This window comes from Geodermatophilus maliterrae (genome assembly GCF_041018925.1).
GTDB lineage: Bacteria > Actinomycetota > Actinomycetes > Mycobacteriales > Geodermatophilaceae > Geodermatophilus > Geodermatophilus maliterrae.
In genome coordinates, this window is sequence record NZ_JBFNXQ010000057.1 from 15,584 (window position 1) to 34,386 (window position 18,803).

14 protein-coding genes are annotated in these 18,803 nt (G+C 74.0%); 1 reads left to right on the forward strand and 13 read right to left on the reverse strand.

Annotated elements, in window-relative coordinates; genetic code table 11:
• Window positions 1–8 precede the first annotated feature (8 nt).
• From ABQ292_RS16830 to ABQ292_RS16890, 13 genes are all read right to left on the reverse strand, one after another.
• Window positions 9–1,343, reverse strand: a complete 1,335-nt coding sequence (locus ABQ292_RS16830; RefSeq protein ID WP_369208453.1) for a nucleotide disphospho-sugar-binding domain-containing protein — start codon at window positions 1,341–1,343, stop codon at window positions 9–11.
• Window positions 1,344–1,452: 109 nt separating this feature from the next.
• Window positions 1,453–2,151, reverse strand: a complete 699-nt coding sequence (locus ABQ292_RS16835; protein ID WP_369208455.1) for a DUF899 family protein — start codon at window positions 2,149–2,151, stop codon at window positions 1,453–1,455.
• Window positions 2,152–2,238: 87 nt separating this feature from the next.
• The gene (locus tag ABQ292_RS16840) at window positions 2,239–3,924 is read right to left on the reverse strand and encodes a (2,3-dihydroxybenzoyl)adenylate synthase (RefSeq protein WP_369208457.1); all 1,686 of its coding nucleotides are present in this window, start codon (window positions 3,922–3,924) and stop codon (window positions 2,239–2,241) included.
• Complete coding sequence (locus ABQ292_RS16845; RefSeq protein ID WP_369208459.1) at window positions 3,921–9,104, reverse strand: type I polyketide synthase; 5,184 nt, start codon at window positions 9,102–9,104, stop codon at window positions 3,921–3,923. The genes ABQ292_RS16840 and ABQ292_RS16845 overlap by 4 nt, the downstream gene beginning before the upstream one ends.
• A 60-nt stretch (window positions 9,105–9,164) precedes the next feature.
• Window positions 9,165–10,127, reverse strand: coding sequence for a quinone oxidoreductase family protein (locus tag ABQ292_RS16850; protein WP_369208461.1), 963 nt, complete (start codon window positions 10,125–10,127; stop codon window positions 9,165–9,167).
• Between the two features lie 14 nt (window positions 10,128–10,141).
• Window positions 10,142–10,405, reverse strand: coding sequence for a MoaD/ThiS family protein (locus ABQ292_RS16855; RefSeq protein WP_369208463.1), 264 nt, complete (start codon window positions 10,403–10,405; stop codon window positions 10,142–10,144).
• 20 nt (window positions 10,406–10,425) lie between these two features.
• Window positions 10,426–11,298, reverse strand: a complete 873-nt coding sequence (locus tag ABQ292_RS16860) for a formylglycine-generating enzyme family protein (RefSeq protein WP_369208465.1) — start codon at window positions 11,296–11,298, stop codon at window positions 10,426–10,428.
• Window positions 11,299–11,333: 35 nt separating this feature from the next.
• A complete protein-coding gene (locus tag ABQ292_RS16865) occupies window positions 11,334–12,584 on the reverse strand; it encodes a methyltransferase domain-containing protein (protein WP_369208467.1) in 1,251 nt (416 codons plus the stop codon).
• A gap of 42 nt (window positions 12,585–12,626) precedes the next feature.
• The gene (locus ABQ292_RS16870; protein ID WP_369208469.1) at window positions 12,627–13,601 is read right to left on the reverse strand and encodes an NAD-dependent epimerase/dehydratase family protein; all 975 of its coding nucleotides are present in this window, start codon (window positions 13,599–13,601) and stop codon (window positions 12,627–12,629) included.
• A complete protein-coding gene (locus ABQ292_RS16875; RefSeq protein ID WP_369208472.1) occupies window positions 13,598–14,929 on the reverse strand; it encodes a nucleotide sugar dehydrogenase in 1,332 nt (443 codons plus the stop codon). The genes ABQ292_RS16870 and ABQ292_RS16875 overlap by 4 nt, the downstream gene beginning before the upstream one ends.
• A gap of 39 nt (window positions 14,930–14,968) precedes the next feature.
• Window positions 14,969–15,688: a DUF2306 domain-containing protein gene (locus ABQ292_RS16880; protein ID WP_369208474.1), complete on the reverse strand. Its 720-nt coding sequence runs from the start codon at window positions 15,686–15,688 to the stop codon at window positions 14,969–14,971.
• A 7-nt stretch (window positions 15,689–15,695) separates the two neighbouring features.
• Window positions 15,696–16,862: an epoxide hydrolase family protein gene (locus ABQ292_RS16885; RefSeq protein WP_369208476.1), complete on the reverse strand. Its 1,167-nt coding sequence runs from the start codon at window positions 16,860–16,862 to the stop codon at window positions 15,696–15,698.
• Between the two features lie 33 nt (window positions 16,863–16,895).
• On the reverse strand, window positions 16,896–17,318 hold the full coding sequence (locus ABQ292_RS16890) for an SgcJ/EcaC family oxidoreductase (RefSeq protein WP_369208478.1): 423 nt from the start codon (window positions 17,316–17,318) through the stop codon (window positions 16,896–16,898).
• 289 nt (window positions 17,319–17,607) lie between these two features.
• Here ABQ292_RS16890 and ABQ292_RS16895 point away from each other — a divergent pair, with 289 nt between their 5' ends.
• A complete protein-coding gene (locus tag ABQ292_RS16895) occupies window positions 17,608–18,789 on the forward strand; it encodes an acyl-CoA dehydrogenase family protein (RefSeq protein ID WP_369208480.1) in 1,182 nt (393 codons plus the stop codon).
• Window positions 18,790–18,803: the final 14 nt, after the last annotated feature.

Consider the following 18,803-nt stretch of genomic DNA (forward strand, 5'->3'; position numbering starts at 1 on the left):
CGGACCCCTCAGGCTGCCCGGGCCAGTCGCTCCAGGACCGGAACGACGTCGGAGGGGTTGGGCGAGGCGAGCTGGTCGGCGAGCAGCTGGTCCGCCCCCTCGCGGAACGACGGTTCCCCGAGGACACGACACACCTGCGCCCGGACGTCCTCGACCCCGGCCTTGCTGAGGTCCACCACCTCGCCGGCGCCGTGGTGGGTCACGTAGGCGCCGGTGATCGGCGCGAGGGCGTACCGGGTGGCGCTCACCACGCCGTCCTCCGACGTCTCGGCAACGACCGGACGATCCAGGAAGTCGACGATCAGCTGCGGCAGCCGCAGCGCAGCGGCCGCTGCCATCGAGGCCAGGCCGCCGTGGTGGACCACCGCCGAGCACGTGGGACCCAGCTGGTTCAGGGGCAGGTAGTCCACCACGCGGACGTTGTCGGGAACGGTGCTCACGTCCGCCATCTGCACGTCGTTCAGCGTCGCCACGACCTCCACGTCCAGCCCGCCGAGCGCCTCCAGCAGCACCGGGACGTAGCTCCAGTCGCCGCCGAGGAAGGCACGGGTGGAGACACCCAGGGACAGGGCGATGCGGGGCCGGGAGGGCACGGGGTAGAGCCAGTCCGGCGTGGCGTCCTGCTTGGCGTGCGGGAGCCAGCGCATCGGGACGGTGCGGAGCCTGTCGTAGCCGGGGAGGTTGAGGGCCGGCGGCATCGGGTTGACGGTCCACTGCCCGAACAGCGTCTCGTGGTCGACGGGGACGTCGTAGCGCTCCCCCATGGCCCGGAGGGTCTCCACCATCGGGTGCGGCAGCTCGGGTGCGTCCGGCCCGGAGACCAGCCGCTCGAACGTGTCGATCGACCAGCCGACGACGTCCGGCCCGGACAACCGCGCGTGCCTGGCGCCGCACGCCCGCGCGGCGATGGCCGCCCCGGGGAGACACGGGTCCCAGATGACCAGGTCCGGACGCCAGTCGCGGAAGAAGCGGACCATGCCGTCCATGACGGGCAGCGGGTCGGCCGCCGAGCCCCGGTAGGGGGTGAAGTCCCACATCGAGACCAGGAAGAACTGGCTGAAGGTGTTCCAGGTGACGCGGTCGGCATCCGACAGGTCGAGCGCCTGTGACACACGGGCGACCTCGGCGCGCTCGGCGGTGTACACCCCGCCCGGGCCCACCGGCGCCGGGACGCTCCCGTCGCACACCGAGGCGAAGGGCAGACCCTCCCCGACGACGGCATCGGCGAAACACGGGTGCGAGACCACGTAGACGTCGTGTCCGGCAGCTCGCAGTGCCCAGGCCAGCGGCGCGAAGGGGTAGAGGTGGGCAGGGGCGGGCCACATGGCGAGCGCGATGCGCATCGGGATCCTCTCGGGCAGTTGTCCGCCCCGGTCCACCGGAACGGCGAGCTGCCGACGATTCTCGGATCGCGGTGGACGACCGGCTTCTCCCCTCGTGCCCTTCAGCCAGTCACGTGTCGGCGGTGCCGTACTCGTCGTGGAGCCGCAGCGTGAAGCCCTGGCTCGGGCGCCCCTTCGGGGCACGGTCGAGCAGTTGCCACATGGTCCACGACGCGTCCACGCCCCGGGCGTAGGTGGAGTAGGTGTGGAAGACGCGGCCGCCCTCCATCGCGAAGCACGTGAGACCGCCCAGGTCCCGGGGGAAGCCGCTGTCAGGTGGTAGCGGCGGCAGCTGCCGGAAGTTGAACTCCGGCCCTGCGGCGACCTGCTCGTCGGTGAACGACGTCCCGTGGTCGTACTGGAAACGCCCGTCCGGGCACGAGTAGAAGGGGATCGTCCACCCCATGCGGTCCCGGAAGGCGCTGAGCTCCCCGATCGGACTGCGGCAGACGCAGGCGAGGGTCACGTCGTTGCCCGCGAGATGGGCAGCGGCGGCGTCCAGGCCGTCGACGAAGCCGGCGCAGCTGGGGCAGCCGGGGAACATGACGTGGTGGGCGATGAGCTGCGAGCGGCCCGCGAAGAGGTCCGGCAGCGACAGCGGCCCGTCGGCGCCCTCGAAGTGGTACGTCTCCTGCACCGGGACCCACGGCAGCTCCGCGCGTCTGCGCGCCAGTTCATCGCTGCGCCGCGTCAGCTCCTTCTCGGCCTCGAGCAGCTCGAGGCGTGCCTCCCGCCACTCCTCCCGAGTGCCGATCCTGCGTGCGCTCATCCGTCCTCACCCCCGGGCGTCGGTGACCGCCGACGCTAACCGCGGGGAAGGGGGCACGACAGCACCACCCGGTCGTTCGTGACGAGCTCACGCCGCACGGGGTGCATCCGTCACGTCCTCCCGGTCCCGGTGCGCGACGAGGTGCGCGACGAGGTGCGCGAGGCGCTTCTTGTCCGGCTTGCCGACGGCGGTGTGCGGTAGTGCCGCCACAACCACGAGTCGCTCGGGCAGCTTGAAGGCGGCCAGCCCGCGCCTCGTGAGCGCCGCCCTGACCCGGTCGAGATCGAGGGAGCGACCGGCGTGCAGCCGCACGAACAGGCAGACCCGCTCCCCCAGGACCGGATCGGGCATCGGCACGGCCGCGGCCTCCGCCACCTGCGGCAGCTCCTGCACCAGCAGCTCCACCTCGGCACTGGAGACCTTCTCGCCGCCCCGGTTGACCAGGTCCTTCACCCGGCCACACACCACGACCGCCCCCTCCGGGGTCAGGCGCACGAGGTCACCGGTCCGGAACCAGCCCTCGGAGGTGAACACCTGCGCGTTCGTCCCCGGGACCCCGACGTAGCCGCGGGGGGTGTAGGGCCCCCGGGTCAGCAGCTCCCCGACGCCGCCCGCAGGCACTGGTCGGCCCTCCGCGTCGACGACCAGGAGCTCGTCGTACGGGCTCACCGGCAGGCCCTGTGTGGCGTGCGCGAGCGGTTCGTCGGCGTCCACGGGCGTGTAGCAGATCAGACCCTCCGCCATCCCGTAGACCTGCTGCAGCCGGCAGCCGAGCGTGGGCCCGATGCGAGCGGCCACCTCGGGCGCGAGGACGGACCCTCCGACGTGGACGTGGCGCAGGCTCGTCACGTCCACGTCGTGCGTCGCGACGTGCTCCATCCAGGACAGCACCACCGACGGCACGGCCGAGGTCGCCGTGACCCGCTCGGCGGCGACCACCGCGAAGACGGCCTCCGGTCGCGGGGAGGGCAGCACCACGGCGGTGCCCCCGGCGTACAGGGTCCCCAGGATCCCCGGGTTGGCCAGGGCGAAGTTGTGCCCGGCCGGCAACACGGCGAGGTAGACCGTGTCCGGTCCGAACCCGCAGGCCCGGACCACGCAGCGGATGTTGTAGTCGTAGTCGTCGTGTGTCCGGCAGACGACCTTGGGCAGGCCCGTGGTGCCGCCGGACAGCAGGAGGACTGCCGGGTCCGAGCCCTGCGGCTCCCGCGTGTCGAGCCGGGCCCGCGTCACGGACGGGTCCGCGGGTGGACGCATCAGCGCGCGGAGGTCCACGTTGCCCGCTCGCACGTGGTCCCCGACGGTGAGCACGCGCGGCCGGCCGGGCAGCGTCGCGGCCAGGCGCTCGGCGAGCGCCTGGTGGTCGTACCCCCTCCAGCTGTCCGGCACGACCAGCGCCCGCGCCTGCACGTGGGCGCCGATCGATCCGAGCTCCCGCTCGCGGTGCGTCGGCAGCATCATGACCGGCACCACGCCGGCGCGCAGACACGCCAGGGTCACGACCACGAACTCCCAGCAGTTCGGCAGCTGGACGAGGACGACGTCACCGGGCTCGAGGCCGCACCGGGTGAGGCCGTCGGCGAGACCGTCGGCGCGCTCGGCGAGCTCCCGGTAGGTCAGGCGGTGCTCCCCGTCGACGACCGCGGTGCGCTCTCCCCAGCGGTCCGCCCACTCCCACAGCCGCGACCCCATGCCCCGCCCGCGCCAGCACCCGGTGTCCCGGTAGGCGGCAGCGGTCTCGGCCGGCCAGGGGACGACGTCCGCCCGCTTCACGCCGCCTCCTGCGTGACCACGAGGCCGGCGAGCAGGGTCGCGATCGAGTCGATCGTCGGGTGGTCCCAGAACACCGTGGACGGCAACCGGACCCCGAACCTCCGCTGCAGCGCCAGTCGGATCTGCACGGTCATGACCGAGTCCAGGCCCATCTCCACGAGCGGCCGCTGCCGGTCGAGCTCGTGCCGGGCGAATCGCGTCTCGGCGCTCACCTGGGAAGCGACCTCCTCGGCCAGCGCCTCGCGCAACGGCTCACCGGAGAGGGTCGGCCAGTTGCGTCCCTCGGCTCCAGCGGCGGGCTCGGGATCTCCCTCCTCCAGCTCGGACAGCAGTGCCGGGCGCTCGTCTCCCGGTCGCAGCGGGACCGTCCGGAGGACCGCTGCACAGCCCAACCCGTGGCGTTCGGCGAACTCCCATGCCTCGAACGCCTCCACGGAGGTGATGTCGCCGGTGCCGCGGGCGGCCAGCTCGTGGTCGATCACGGCAGAGGAGGTGGACATGCCGAGTCCGCGCCACGACGTCCAGCCCAGGCTCGTGGTGCCCCGGTCCCCTCGAGCGCGCCGGTGCACGGCGAGCGCGTCGAGCACGGCGTTCCCGGCGGCGTAGCTGCCCTGTCCCGGCAGCCCGAGCAGCTGGCCGCAGGACGAGAACAGCACGAAGAAGTCCACGCTCCCCGGGGGGAAGATCTCGTGGAGGACCAGCGCTCCCCCCACCTTCGGCCGGAGGACGGTGCGCAGCGAGCCCTCGTCCAGACGCCGCACGACCCGGTCGTCGAGGACGCCGGCGGCGTGCACGACGCCGCGGACGGGGGGCAGGCCCAGCGCTGCCGCGTCCAGCAGCGCCCTCGCCGCCGGGGCGTCGGCCACGTCCACGGCGACGGTGACCACCGTGACGCCGAGGCGTTCCAGGGAGCGGACGGTGTCCACCTGCGCCCGGGTCTCGGGATCGCCGAGCAGGTGCCACTCGTGGCGGGGCGGGAGGGCTCGGCGGCCGGCCAGCACGACCCGGCGCATGCCCCTGTCGGCCAGCCACAGCGCCACCTGCCTCCCGAGGACCCCGAGCCCGCCGGTGATGACGTAGGTGCCGTCGGGGCTGCACCGGACGGGCGGCAGGTGGGGTTCGCCCTCGGGTCGGTGCAGGCGGGCGACGAACTGCTCGCCGTCCCGCACGGCGACGACGTCCTCCCCGCGGGGGCCGCCGAGGACCTCGAGCAGCAGGGGGACGTCGTCCACCGACCCACCGAGGTCGACGATCCCGCCCCAGAGGTCCGGGTGCTCACCGCCGACGACCCGGCCGATGCCCCACAGGGCGCAGTACCCGACGGCCCGCTCATCGAGGGCCTCGCGCACCCCCTCGGTCACGCACCACAACCTGCCGGGGGTGGCCGCCCCGGCTCCGGCCATCCGTTGCGCCGTGCTGGCGAGCAACCAGGCGCCGCGGTGGGCGACGTCGTCGACCGCCCCGGCGCCGTCCGGCACCACCACGACGGCGTGGGCGCCGGTCAGCTCGCCGGTCCGGAGTCCGGCCGGTCCCTCCACGACCCGGTGGGCACGTCCGGCCTCCGCCAGCCCGCCGGCGAGCCTGCGCCGCAGTGGTGTGTCGGGCCCGACGAGCAGGACCGTCGGCGCGCCCAGGCCCCTCAGGTGCGGTCGGGACCGGGGCCGCCAGCACAACTCGTGCACGGTCCGACGAGGACTGGTCACGACCGCTGTCGCCCCGTCCGGCGTCCCGTAGCGCAGGCCGAGCAGCACACCGACCGTCGCCCCCTCCTCGGTGGCGATCTCCACGTCGACGACGTCCGGGCCGGTCGTGCGCACGGTGACGGCGGCGCGCCCCGGGGCGGCGCCCGCCAGCGTCACCTGCCGCACGTGCGCCGGCATCCGCAGCACCGGCGGGCCCGGGAAGACCACCGACGCAGCCGAGAGCACGGCGTCCAGCACGGGGGCCCAGCTCCCGGGGCCCGCGCTCCCGCCGGGGTCGGCCCACACGGTCGCGGTGAGCGCGCCGTCGGCGCACCGCAGCCGCTCGAGCGCCCAGGGAAAACCCATCCCCGCCACTCCCAGGGCGGCGAGCCGGTCCTCGACGTGGCTGCCCGGCCGCTCCGACCCCTCGGGCAGGGTGGCCCTCGGTCCCGGCCAGGACGGTGCCGTGGCCGGGACCACCACGGCCGTGGTGTGGGTGAGCCAGTCCTGCTCGTCCGTCCGCGAACCCGCCGGCCGGGACGACAGCCGCACCGTCCGGTCCTGGAGGACGACCTGCAGGTCCCGCGGATCGGTGAGGCTCACGGGGGTCCGCAGTGTCACGTCGGCGAGGTCGGCCTCCTCCCCGGTGGCGGACGACGCCGCGGCGAGGAACGTCGCGATCAGCACGGCGGCCGGCAGGATCTCCACCCCCCGGACCGGGTGCTCACCGGGGTAGGGGCGTGACGCGCGGTCGAGGCGGGTCCGCCAGACCTGCGCGGGCGAGGAGCCGTGGACGGCGCTCCGCCCTCCCAGCACGGTGTGGCTCCGCGGGTCGTGGGGTCGGGTGGCCACCGACCGCTCCACGTGCTCCTCGACCCAGTGGGGTCGGTGCTGCCACACCGTCGTGGGGATCTCCACGGGTGCGCCGCCGGGCCACGCCGCCGACCAGTCGACCCCGGCGCCGTGGCAGTACAGCGCCGCCAGGTTCTCCAGCAGCGTCCGCCGCTCTGGCCGGTGGCGGCGCAGGGTCGCGCCGACGAAGGAACCGGCCACGTCGTCGGAGTCGAGGGTCTCGCGGAGGGAGTGCGTCACCACCGGGTGCGGGGACACCTCCACGAAGAGCCGGTAGCCGTCCTCCACCGCTGCCGTCACCGCCTGCTGGAACCGCACCACCCCCCGCAGGTTGGCGGCCCAGTACGAGCCGTCCCGCGCCGCACGCGAGCGCGGGTCGGGGAGCGTGGACGAGTAGCTGCGCAGGACCGGGGCGCCGGGTCGCAGATCGGACACCGCCTCGGCGAGGCTGCTGGCGAGCGACTCCATCTGCGGGCTGTGGAACGCCACGTCGGAGTCGATGCGCCGGGTGTCGATCCCGTCCGCCGCCCACTGCCGGCAGAGCTCCTCCACGGCGTCGACGTCCCCGGAGACGACGGAGGACGCAGGACTCGAGGCGACCGCCACGACGACGTCCGTCCGGGAGCCGAGCCGCCGGCGCGCCTCGTCCGGCGAGAGGCCGACCCAGGCCATCGCGCCCTGGCCGACCACCCGGCGCAGCAGGACCGAGCGGCGGCAGACGAGCCGGGCGCCGTCCTCGAGGCTGAGCACTCCGGCGGTGACCGCAGCGGCGATCTCGCCGACCGAGTGACCGATGACCGCGTCCGGGACGATCCCGCGGGCGCGCCAGGTGGCGGCGAGGGCCACCCCCATCGCGAAGATCATCGGCTGGACGACGTCCGTGGGGTGTGGGCCGTCACCGAGGACGGCCTCGCGCAGGGACGACCCCAGCTCCTCGAGGAACACCGGCTCCAGAGCGTCGACGACCTCGGCGAAGCACGGGTCGGTCGCGAGCAGCTCGCGCCCCATACCGGTCCACTGGGAGCCCTGTCCGGAGAACACCCACACCAGTCCGCGGTCCGCGGCCGGCAGCGCCGTCCCGGTGATCGAGGCCGGCTCGGCCGCCGCGATCGCGGCCAGCCCACGGGCCAGCTGCTCGCGGTCGGCCGCCACCACCGCGGCCCGCACGGGGAGGTGGTCCCGGTGACGGGCCAGCGTGCGACCGACGCCGGCCGTCGCCGGAGCCCCTCGCCGGCCGAGTCGGGCGGCGAGTCGACCGGCCCACCCCTGCAGCGCGGCCGGGCTCGCCGCGGACAGGGGGAACACCGCGGGACGGCCGGGCACCATCTCCTCACCCGTCCGGCCGTCGGCCTCGTCCGCGGCCTCCAGGAGGACGTGCGCGATCGTGCCGCCGTAGCCGTAACTGGAGACGCCGGCCCGTCGCGGTCCCCGGGACTCCGGCCACGGCGTGCGGTCGGTCACGACGCGCAACCCGTTGGTGGCCCAGGGGATCGCCGGGTCGGGGGTCGGGCAGTTGAGGCTCGCCGGGATCTCGCCGTGCCGGAGTGCCAGGACGGTCTTGATCACGCCGGCGACACCTGCCCCGGCCTCCAGGTGCCCGATGTTCGGCTTCACCGACCCGATGAGGCAGGGCCGGTCCGGGGTGCGTCCGGCGCCGAAGACCTCGGCGATCGCGCCGGCTTCCAGGGGATCACCGGCCTTCGTGCCGGTCCCGTGTGCCTCGACGTAGTCCACGGTGGCCGGGTCGATGCCGGACCGCTCGCAGACGCGGCGCATCAGGTGTGCCTGGGCTGCGCCGCTGGGCGCCATGATGCCCTGGGTGCGACCGTCCTGGTGCACGGCGCTGCCGCGGATGACCGCGAGCACCCGGTCCCCGTCACGTCGCGCGTCCGCCAGCCGCTTGAGCACGACCACCCCGCCGCCCTCGCCGCGGCCGTACCCGTCGGCGGCGGCGTCGAAGGACTTGCACCGCCCGTCGGGGGCCGTCGCCCCGGCGGCATCCAGGACCAGCGACAGCGCCGGTGACGCCATCACCAGCACGCCGCCGGCCAGCGCCACCCGGCACTCCCCCGCACGCAGTGCCGTGACCGCGAGGTGGACGGCCACCAGGGACGACGAGCAGGCGGTGTCCGTCGTCATGCTCGGCCCCCGCAGGTCGAGCGTGTAGGAGACCCGGTTCGCCACGGCGCAGAGGGAGCCGCCGATCCCCGTCCACGCCTCGATGCCGGGCAGGTCCTCCAGCAGCCTGCGGCCGTAGTCGTCCGCCCCGACCCCCATGTAGACACCGGTGTCGGTGCCGGCCAGGGTCCGTGGCGGGATGCCGGCGTCCTCCAGCGCCTCCCACGCGAGCTCGAGGACGATCCGCTGCTGCGGGTCCATCAGCGCGGCCTCGCGGGGCGTGATGCCGAAGAACTCCGCGTCGAACCCCCGGACGTCGTCGAGGAAGGCGCCGAAGGGGGTCGCGTCCCGGACGGCGGCAGCGTGCTGAAGACCCCGCTCCGCGTAGGGCCGCCACCGGTCCTCCGGCACCCTGCCGATGGTGTTCCCGCCCTCCCGGAGGAGGTCCCAGTACTCCCCGGGCGAGTCGATGCCGCCCGCGAACCGGCACGACATCCCGACGACGGCGACGGGATCGGGCGAGTCCATGCGTTCTCCTCAGCTCGTTGCGGGGCTGCAGCCCCGCGGTGGGTGGCGAAGGCGGGCAGGTTAGGGACGGAGCAGCAACTTGCCGATCGATCGGCGTGACTCGATCTCCGCGTGCGCCTCCGCGGCCTCCTCCAGGGCGTACGCGGCGTGCAGCCGGGGCACGAGCCGGCGGGCCAGCACGTCGTCGAACACCGTGGCGGCACGTCGCAGCAGGTCCTCCCGCGTCGGGTCGTAGGCGCCGAGGGAGGCCTTGGTGAGGAACAGGGACCCCCCGGCCTGGAGGACCTGGGGGTCGACCGGAGGCACCGGCCCGCTGGTCTGTCCGTAGAGGACGAACGTCCCGCGCGGACGCAGGCAGCTCAGGCCGGCCGCGAAAGTGTCCCTCCCCACGCCGTCGTAGACCACGTCGACGCCGCCGGTCAGCTCCCGCACCCGGGCCGCGACGTCCTCGACGGTGTAGTCGACGGCGTAGTCGACGACGTACCGGGCCCCGTGGGCGAGCGCGGTCTGCGCCTTCTCCGCGCCCGACGCGGTCGCCACGACGGTGGCGCCGCGCGCCGCCGCGTACTGGCACAGCAGGCCGCCGACCCCGCCGGCGGCGGCGTGGACGAGACAGACGTCCCCCGGACGGAGCGGCACGACGTCGGTGGCGAGGGCGTGGGCGGTCATGCCCTGCACGAGCACCGTCGCCGCGACCTCGAGCGGCAGCCGCTCCGGCACGGGCACGATGCGGTCGGCCCGCACCAGGCAGTGGGTGGCGTAGGAACCCGCCGGAGCGGCCCACGCGACCCGGTCCCCCGGCGAGACACCTCCGGTCCCGGGACCGACCCGCTCCACGACCCCGCTGCCCTCCAGGCCGGGCGTGAACGGCAGGGACACCGCGTAGCTGCCCGAGCGCTGCAGCAGGTCCACCACGTTGACGCCCGTGGCGACGACCCGGACCAGCACCTGCCCCTGCCCTGGCTCGGGCAGCTCGCAGTCGACCGCCCGCAGGACGCTCGGCGGCCCCTGGGACTCCAGCACGACGCGGCGCACGGTCAGCCGCCCGCCATCGGCGCGATCACGGTCACCGTGCTGCCGGCGGGCACGGTCGTCTCGCTCCGCGCGTGCCGGGGGACGAGGTCGTCGTCCACGCAGTAGTTGATGTACCGCAGCAGCTCGGTCTCCGGGCCGAGCAGCCGGCGGCGGTACTCGGGATGACTGTCGGCGAACCGCCGGATGACCTCGGGCAGGAGGCCCGCCGTGCCCTCGAACTCCGTTCGTCCACCCGTCCACCCGGTCGGCAAGACGATCGTGACCATCGCTCCTCCTCGTTGACCGCTCACTCGCTCTGCGCGTCCTTCGCGCAGCGGAAGCCCACCGCGAAACTCGACCACCCGGACGGATCGCCGTGGATGCGTTCGGCGCACCGGACCTGGTACCGGAAGTTCATCCAGGAGCCGCCCCGCATCACGCGGTAGCGACCGAGCGCCATGCGCACGCTGGGGTCGCACGCCGTCGCGCCGGCGTAGAGGCCGGACGGCGTCGCGGTCCACTCGTAGACGTTCCCGGCCATGTCGACGCAGCCGAAGGCGCTGTCCCCCCGCCCGGCGAAGGTGCCGACGGGGGTGGTCCGGGGCATCGGTCCCGAGCGCTCCACCGCGGCCAGCCACCACTTCCGCCACTCCTCCAGCGAGGTGAGCGGCCCGGCGTACGTCTCCGCGGTGTTGGCGCTGCTGCCGTCCCACTGGTCGCCCCAGGGCCAGATCCGGAACCGGGTGCCGCGCGCGGCCAGTTCCCACTCGGCCTCGGTCGGCAGCCGCTTGCCCGCCCACCCGGCGTAGGCGTTGGCGTCCGGGAAGGACACGTGCACCACCGGGTGGTCCTCGTACCCGTCGGTGCGGGTGCCGGGACCGCCGGGCGCGCGCCAGCTGGCGCCGGGGCACTCGACCCAGGTGTCGGTGTACACCAGCCCGTAGCCGTGCCGTTCGGCATCGGTCCGGTAGCCGGTGCTGTCCGCGAACTCCGCGAACTCACCGACGGTCACCGGACAGCGGTCGATCTCGAACCCCTGCACCTGCTGCTCGGTCTGCGGCGTCTCGTCGGCGAACCACAGTCGCGGCAGCGGCTGGTCCTCCTCCTCCAGCCAGTCCAGCAGCCACGGCGGCGACCCCTGCAGGTACGTCGTCGCCGGGACGCGCAGCGTCTCGCTCACCTGTCCTCCTCGTGGTGCTCGTCGCGACCGGCGGGTCAGCCGGCCAGCGCTGCGGTGGCGCCGGCGGACGTGACGGCCACCCGGGGGACGTAGGTGATCCAGCGGCCGCCGGCTGCGGCGAAGGCCGACTCCTTCGCGGTGATCTCGGCGGCGTGGTTCCAGGAGAAGAGCACGGCGTGGTCCGGCGGGTCCTCCGAGAACGCCTCCGGGGCCAGCACGGGGATGTGCGTCCCCGGCAGCAGGTGCCCCTGCTTCTCCGGCGTCGAGTCGACGATGTACGGGATGAGGTCGGGACCGATGCCGCAGAAGTTCGTGACCGTCGTGCTCTTCCCGGGGGCTCCGTACCCGACGACCCGCCGGCCGGCCGACCGCAGGCTGCGCAGCAGCTCGACGAGCTCCACCCGCAGACCGGAGATCGTGGCGTCGAAGCGCTGCAGCGTCGCCCGCTCGGCCAGTCCGGCGGCACGCTCCTGCGCCAGCAGTTCCCCCACGCGCGCGGCGACGGGGCGCCGGCCCGGCCGGGCGAGGGTGTAGCGGATGGAGCCGCCGTGCATGGCGATGTGCTCGGCGTCCACGACCTCGAAGCCGAACTGCCGGGCGATGGCGTGCATCGCCCGCACCGTGAAGTAGAAGACGTGCTCGTCGTAGATCTGGTCGAACGCGGTACGGCCGATGATGGTGCCCAGGTAGGGCTCCTCGAAGACGAAGACGCCCCGGTCGGACAGCAGCTCGTCGATGCCGGCGAACAGCGAGTGGACGTGCGCGATGTGACAGATCGTGTTGGCACCGAAGACGACGTCGGCCGGGCCATCGGTCCGGCGGATGTCACGGCCGGTGGCCTCGTCGAAGAAGTCCTCCCGCACCCGGACGCCCTTCGACCTGGCCACCGCGGCGACGTTCCCGGACGGCTCCACCCCCAGGTGCCGGACCCCGGCCCTCGCGATCGTCTCCAGCATGACGCCGTCGTTGCAGCCGATCTCGACGATCAACGGGTCGGGACCCAGCAGCTCCTGGTCGAGGAAGTGCCTGGCGATGGCCGCGAAGTGCCGGCGGTGCCCCACGGACCCGGAGGCCTGGTAGCGGTACGCGGAGTGGTACCGCATCTCCTGCGGCACCTCCTCCATCAGCTGGACGGTGGTACAGCGCTCGCACATCCCGATGGCCAGGTCGAAGAAGTGCTCCGTGTCGCGCTGGTCGGGCCGCAGGAACCCGTTGGCCATGGGCTGACGGCCCAGGTCCACCGCCGTCTCCACGACCCCTCCGCACACGCGGCAGTCGATCTTCATCTCACATCCCGTCGTCGGTGGGTCGGTCCTGGTCCCCGCGGCTCATGCCGCCCCGCTGTCGGCCGTCTGCAGCCACCACGGGTTGGCCCTCGCCCAGGCGATCGTCTGCTCCAGGCCCTCGCGCAGGGACGTCGTGCACGACCAGCCGAGGAGCTCACGGGCCTTGCCGCTGTCCGGGACCCGCCGGGTGAGGTCCTCGTACGTCGGTCCCAGCGCCGCCCGGGTGTCCACCGAGACGGTGCTCGTCGGGGCATCGGTGAGCTCGGCGACCAGCGCGACGGCCGCACCGACGCTGCACTCGGTCGAGCTGCCCAGGTTGAAGACCTCGCCGCCGGCCTCCGCCCGGGTGCCCGCGAGCAGGGTGCCCTCGACGGCATCGGCCACGTAGGTGAAGCAGCGGGTCTGGCCGCCCTCGTCGTAGAGCACGAGCGGCCGTCCGTTGAGCGCGCGGTGCACCGATCGGCTGAGCAGGAAGCCGGGGCGCTGACGCGGGCCGTAGACGTTGAAGTAGCGCACGATGGCCGCCTCGAGCCCGTGCTGGCGGACGTAGGCCAGCACGAGGTGTTCGGCCAGCGCCTTGCTGGTGGAGTACGCCCACCGGTCCGAGGTCGTCGAGCCCAGCACCCGGTCGTCGTCCTCCCGCCACGGCACGGCCGGGTTCTTGCCGAAGATCTCGCTGGTGCTCGCCACGACGACGCGGGCGCCGGCGCCGAGCGCCGCGTCGAGCGCGGCCCGGGTGCCACCGAAGTTGACGTCGATGACGTCCAGCGGCTGGGCGAGGTAGCGGTCCACACCCACGACGGCGGCCAGGTGGTAGACCACGTCCACGCCCGGGGTGACGACGGCCCGCAGCGCGTCCCCGTCGCGGACGTCCCCGGCCACGTACCGGGCGCCGGCGTGTGGGTCGGGCGGCAGCTCGTCGAACACCGTCACCTCGTCCCCCCGTTCGACCAGCCGCTGCACCAGGTGGCTGCCGACGAAGCCGGCACCGCCGGTCACCACGACGCGCTCGCTCATCGCCCGATCCCCCGGTAGTGGTAGCCGAGCCCCCGGAGCTCGGCGATCTTCTGCTTCGGGTAGTGCGCCCGGCCGTCGAGCACGAGGCAGGGCCGGGTGACCGGGAGGGCGGCGAAGTCGATGTCGCGGAACTCCGGGTGCAGGGCCAGCACGGCGACGCAGTCGGCGCCGCGGACGGCGTCCGCGAGTGCGGGGACCAGCGGCTGACCGAAGACGCGCTCGCCCTCGGCCGCGTCCACCAGCGGGTCGTGGAGGGCCACCTCGCCGCAGACCGGGACCAGCCGGGACACCACGCCGAGCGTGGGTGTGGCACGCAGGTCGCCGGTGCCGTTCTTGAACGCGAGCCCGAGCACGGCGACCTTCGACGTCGCCGGGTCCTTGCCCAGCTTCGTCAGCTCGTCCACGACCAGCTGCGCGGTGTAGGCGGGCATGCTGTCGTTGGCGGCCCGGCCCGCCGGCACCGTCAGGATCTCCAGGCCGCGTTCCCTGGCCGAGTGGTGGACCATCAACGGGTCCTTGGTCAGGCAGGACCCGCCCACGCCGACGCTGGGCCGGAGGATGTTCACCAGGCCGCTGCCCTCCGGCATGGTGTTGGTCGCGCGGATCACGTCGAGCACGTCGACGTCGTAGAGGGCGGTGAACTTCGCGAGCTCGTTGGCCAGCGCGATGTTCAGGTCGAGCCACCAGTTGCTCGCCAGCTTCACGATCTCGGCGGCCTCGAGCGAGTCGACCGGGATGACGTCCGCGCCGATGGCCGAGCGCCAGAAGTGGGCCGCGGCCCGGGTGCACTCGGGGGTGAGCCCACCGGTCACGATCGGGAACGTGCGCAGGTCGCGCAGCGCGGTCCCCTCCGACAGCCGCTCCGGGGTGAAGGCCAGGGCGAAGTCCCGCCCGCCGGCCAGCCCACCACCGTGGAGCAGCGGCAGGACGAGGCTGCGGACCGTGCCCGCCGGCACGGTGCTCTTGACCACCACGAGCTGGCCCGGGCGCAGCCGCCGCCCGACCTCCCGGCTGGCCGCGGTCAGCTGCTCGGCGGCCAGCGCCCCGTCGGCACGCACGGGCGTGCCCACGGTCAGCAGGACGACGTCGGCACTCTCGACGGCGTCGAACGAGGTGCTCAGCCGGAGGCGTCCCGCGCCGATGGCGGTGGAGAGCAGCTCGGGGAGCCCCGCCTCGGCGAAGGGGCTGCGCCCCTCCGCGAGGGCACCGACCCGGCCCCGGTCGACGTCGACGCCGACCACGTCCAGGCCGCGCCCGGCGAGGGTCGCCGCGACGCAGGTGCCGACGTAGCCGAGGCCGACCACGGCGACTTGGATGGGGGGTGGCATGAGTCCTCCACGGCGGGGAGAGCGGCTGGGATCGAGGGGTCAGGCAGCGAGCGCGGCGCGGTGGGCCGAGGACCGGCTGGTCCGTTCGAGCCAGACGTGCGCGACCAGCAGGTTGAACAGCCAGCCGCACCAGGCGACCGACTCCAGGAACAGCACCAGGTCGAGGTCGGGGCCGGCCATGGCGGCGATGACGACGATCAGCGCCCTGGTCGAGAAGGCGTCCATGGTCAGCGCGAAGCTGTAGACCATGTAGCGCCGGTGGACCGGCCACCGGCGGCGCCGGGCGGCCATCCACCCGGTGACGGTGGAGGCCACCCACAACACCTCCAGCGCGATCCGGCCGATCCAGCCGGGTCCGCCCATCCAGGTGAGCAGGACCGCGGCGCAGGCAGCCGCCGGGAGCACCCCGCCGAAGACGTAGACGCGTCCGGTCCACCGGTGCAGGGCGGGACGGCGTCGCCGCAGCCGCGGCCACAGCTGGAGGCAGGTGGCGATCAGCGCGATGGAGCCGAAGGCGATGTGCGCCACCAGCAGGGGGTACTTCCAGGGCAGGTCCGGCGGCACCGGGACGGTCGCGGTCGCGGGGTCGAGCCCCAGGTAGGGCGGCCAGATGAAGAGCTGGACGGTGGTCACCACGAGCGCCAGGGGGACGATCCACGGCCGTCGCCACCACACCGTCCGCGGGCGGGGTGTGCGGTCCACGGCCGGCGACGTCCCGGTGCGCGACTCCGGGACACCGAGCAGGTGGTCGGTGGTCACGTGGGCCTCACCCCTGGCCGCGCAGGCTGCGCGCGAAGACCCTGAGGTCGCCGACGTAGGCCTCCGGTTGCTCCATGGCGGGGAAGTGGCCGCCACGCTCGAACTCCGACCAGTGGCTGATCGACGGGAGGTCCCGCTCCGCCAGCGCCCTGACCGGCGTCACCGGGTCGGCGCCGAACGCCGCGACCCCGACGGGCACCGTCACCGGCGGGTGCTGGGCCCCGGGGGTGAACAGCGCCCGGAGGTGGGCAGCCGACTCGTAGTACAGCGATGCCGACGACGCGGCCGTCCCCGTGAACCAGTAGACGCTGACGTTCGTGAGCAGCCGGTCGCGGTCCACGGCGTCCTCCGGCACCTCCGCCGAGTCGGTCCACTCGCGGAACTTCTCGACGATCCAGGCGAGCTGCCCGACCGGTGAGTCGGTGAGCCCGTAGGAGACGGTCCACGGCCGCGTGGACTGCAGGCGCAGGTACGCCGAGAGCTCCTCGTCGTACCGGGTGAGCTTGGCGAGCCGGCCCAGGTCGGCGTCGGACAGCGCGGCGAGCTCGGCCGGATCCCCGGAGGGCAGCGTCGGGAGCATGGCCAGGTGCGCCCCCACCACGCGGTCGGGGGCCCGGCGAGCCAGCTCGAGGGAGACGAGGGACCCCCAGTCCCCGCCCGCCGTGAGGAAGGAGTCGTGACCGAGCCGGTCCATCAGCGTGACCCAGGCACGGGCGATCCGGCCGACGTCCCAGCCCGGCTCCAGCTCCGGGCCGGAGAACCCGTGCCCCGGCAGGGAGGGCAGGACCAGGTGGAAGGCGTCCCGGGGGTGGCCCCCGTGGGCGCGCGGGTCGGTGAGCGGACCGATGACGTCCAGGAACTCCACCACCGAGCCAGGCCACCCATGGGTCAGCAGCAGTGGCCGGGCCCCCGGCTCCGGTGAGCGCACGTGCAGGAAGTGCACGGTCGCGCCGTCGATCTCGGTGCGGTACTGGGGATGGGCGTTCAGCTCACGCTCTGCTGCTCGCCAGTCGTACCCCGACTGCCAGTGACCCGCCAGTTCCCTGAGGTAGGACGGCGGCACCCCGCGCTCCCACCCCGGTCCGGCGTCCCCGGCGGGCCACCGGGTCGCTGCGATCCTGCGGTGGAGGTCGTCGAGTCGGCTGTCGGGGATCTCGATCCGGAACGGTCGCATCGTGGCGGCCTCTCGATCGGGTCGCGGTCGCCGCTAGGCCGCGGCGGGCGTGTTCTGGTAGGCGGCGACCTTCCACGTCCCGTCCTGCCTGTGGAGGACCCAGGTGGCGAGGACGCGGCGGTCCTCGGCGACCTCGGTCTCGCCGGGGCGCAGGACGCCGCCGCGGGTGACCAGCACGCAGACGTCGGGACCGAGCAGGCGGACGTGCACCGGCGTACCGGTCACCTGCGTGCCCCGGTACGGACCGGCGAACGCGCCGGCCATGAACGCGCGGATGCCGGCCCGGCCCGGCGCGAACACGTCGTTCGGCAGGATCATCGTGCCGTCCTCGGTGAAGGTCTGGGCGAAGGCGTCGGCGTCGTGACGCGACCACGCCTCGACGATCCGCTGCGGCACCGCGCGCACCGCGGCGAGGTCGGTGGGGCCGGGTGTCGACGACAGCTCGGTGACGGGCACTGCAGGACCTCCTGCGTGGTTCGGCGGGCTCGCGATGCGCGGCACGGTGGTCCCGGCCGGCGCCGAGACGAATGCTCGTCGCACGGTCCCCCGGCAACGTCTCCTCGCTTGCGAGCCGGGAGGCACGGGAGGAGAAGCCCCCACCACCGGGTCCTGACAGAGTCCGGGACGGCCGGAGCCCGCTCCGTGGTCTCGACGCGGTCGACGACGCCCGCCGACCGCCGGGCTCGGCCGCACGCGCTGCCGCACCCTGCGGCCGGCCGCACCTCGTCGACCGCCAGGAGGAAACGTGCCTCAGGAGTCCACGCCGTCGGGCAGTGAGCTGGTCGGCCGAGCAGCCGAGCTCCGGGAGCTGATCCGCTCGAAGGTCGCCTGGTCCCAGGACAACCGGCGGCTGCACGGCGACGTGGTGGCGGCGATGTCCGACGCCGGCGTCTTCGCCATGCGGACGCCCGCTCGCTACGGGGGCCACGAGAGCGACGCGCGCACCGTGATGGACGTGCTCGCGACCCTCGCCGAGGCCGACGGTTCGACCGCCTGGAACGCCGCCGTGTGGTCGGTGGGCAACTGGATCGCCTCCCTGTTCCCCGACGGCGTCCAGGACCAGGTGTTCGAGCGGCGGGGGGCCCGGGTCTGCGCCGTCCTCAGCCCCACGGCGTCGGCGACGCCCAACGAGGGCGGCCTGGTGGTCAACGGACGCTGGCCGTTCACCAGCGGGGCGGGACACAGCCACTGGCAGTGCGTCATGGCGATGGCACCCGCCCCGGACGGCACGCCGTGGCCGGTCATGGCGCTGGTGCCGATGGACCAGCTGGGCGTCGTGGACGACTGGCACTCCGCGGGCCTGTCGGCGACCGGGAGCGTGACCACCGTCGCCACCGACCTCTTCGTGCCCGAGGAGCGCGTGCTGCCCCTGCCCGAGGTCCTCGCCGGGCGGTACGCCTCACGCCGGAACGCCGACTCCCCCGTGTTCAGCGCCCCGCTCGTGCCGACCGGCTGCGCCACCTTCTCGGGCGTCGCCGTCGGGCTCGCCACGGCCGCGCGGGACACCTTCCTCGAGCGTCTCCCCGACCGGAAGATCACCTACACCGACTACGCGGGGCAGAGCGATGCACCGGTGACCCACCTGCAGGTGGCCGAGGCCACCGTGCTCCTGGAGGAGACCCGGTTCCACGCCCGACGCGTCGCCGGCCTGGTCGACCGCAAGGGCGCCACGGGCGAGGTGTGGAAGCTCGAGGACAGGGTGCTGGCGCGCGTCACGCTCGGCCGGACGTTCGACCTGGCGAAGCGATCGGTCGCGGTGCTCGCCGAGGCCAGCGGCGGGTCGTCGCTGCACCGTTCCGTGCTGATCGGACGCGTCCACCGGGACGTGCAGGCCCTCAACCTGCACGCGCTGATGCACCCGAGCACCAACTACGAGCTCTACGGCCGGGTGCTGTGCGGCCTCGAGCCGAACACGTCCTACCTCTGATCGGCGGGCGCCCG